General features: G+C 71.0%; 1 protein-coding gene. It reads right to left on the bottom strand.

Annotated elements, in window-relative coordinates; genetic code table 11:
- Positions 1–197: 197 nt before the first annotated feature.
- A partial coding sequence (locus BRX37_RS26405; RefSeq protein WP_125990387.1) for a DUF885 family protein occupies positions 198–689 on the bottom strand: 492 nt, incomplete at its 5' end.

Raw genomic sequence — 689 nt, forward strand, 5'->3', positions numbered from 1 at the left:
CGGGGCAATCCACACCTCGTGAGACGGCGGCGGGACCTGGCGGCGGTTCGATCGGGGGATGGAGGTGTCGGGCTACCACCACAATGTCCGCGGCGGTTTCCTGATGCTGCGGCCGGGGCTGTATGCGGCCGGCGCGGGCGAGGCGCGCTTCCGCGATTTCCGGTTCCGCGCGCTGTAACGCGCGCGCGCCGCGGCGCTTATCCGGCGATCTGTTCGGTCCTGCGCCGGCCGAAGGCGAGCAGGGGCGTATGGAATTGCGGCCAGCGATGGCGCGCGCGCGGGCGTGCCGCGGTGATGCGCAGGGGCACCCACGCATCGGCGGCGCGCAGCCCCGGGTCGCTGGCGATCCGCACCACGTCGCGATCGATGGGGGCAAAATAAACGGATTCGCCAAGGCTCTCGCGGATCCGGGCCGCGACGCTGTCCGTATCGACGCCCCGCACATGCAGGTCGATGTCGGCGAGGCCGCGGGTCACACGGAACAGCATCCAGTGGATGTGACCCAGCATGGTCGCCGGATCGCTGAACAGGCCGGCCTCGGCCATCAGCATTTCGGCATAGACGCCCCACCCTTCGCTGAAGCCGGCGGCATAGCGGAGCCGCAGCGGGTGGGGGTGGGCGAGCGCCTCCAGCGGCACCTGCGCCATATGGCCGGGCAGAAGCTCATGCGCGACGACGCTGGGGAGGGA

The organism is Sphingomonas sp. S-NIH.Pt3_0716 (assembly GCF_003950715.1).
GTDB classification, from domain to species: Bacteria; Pseudomonadota; Alphaproteobacteria; order Sphingomonadales; family Sphingomonadaceae; genus Sphingobium; species Sphingobium yanoikuyae_A.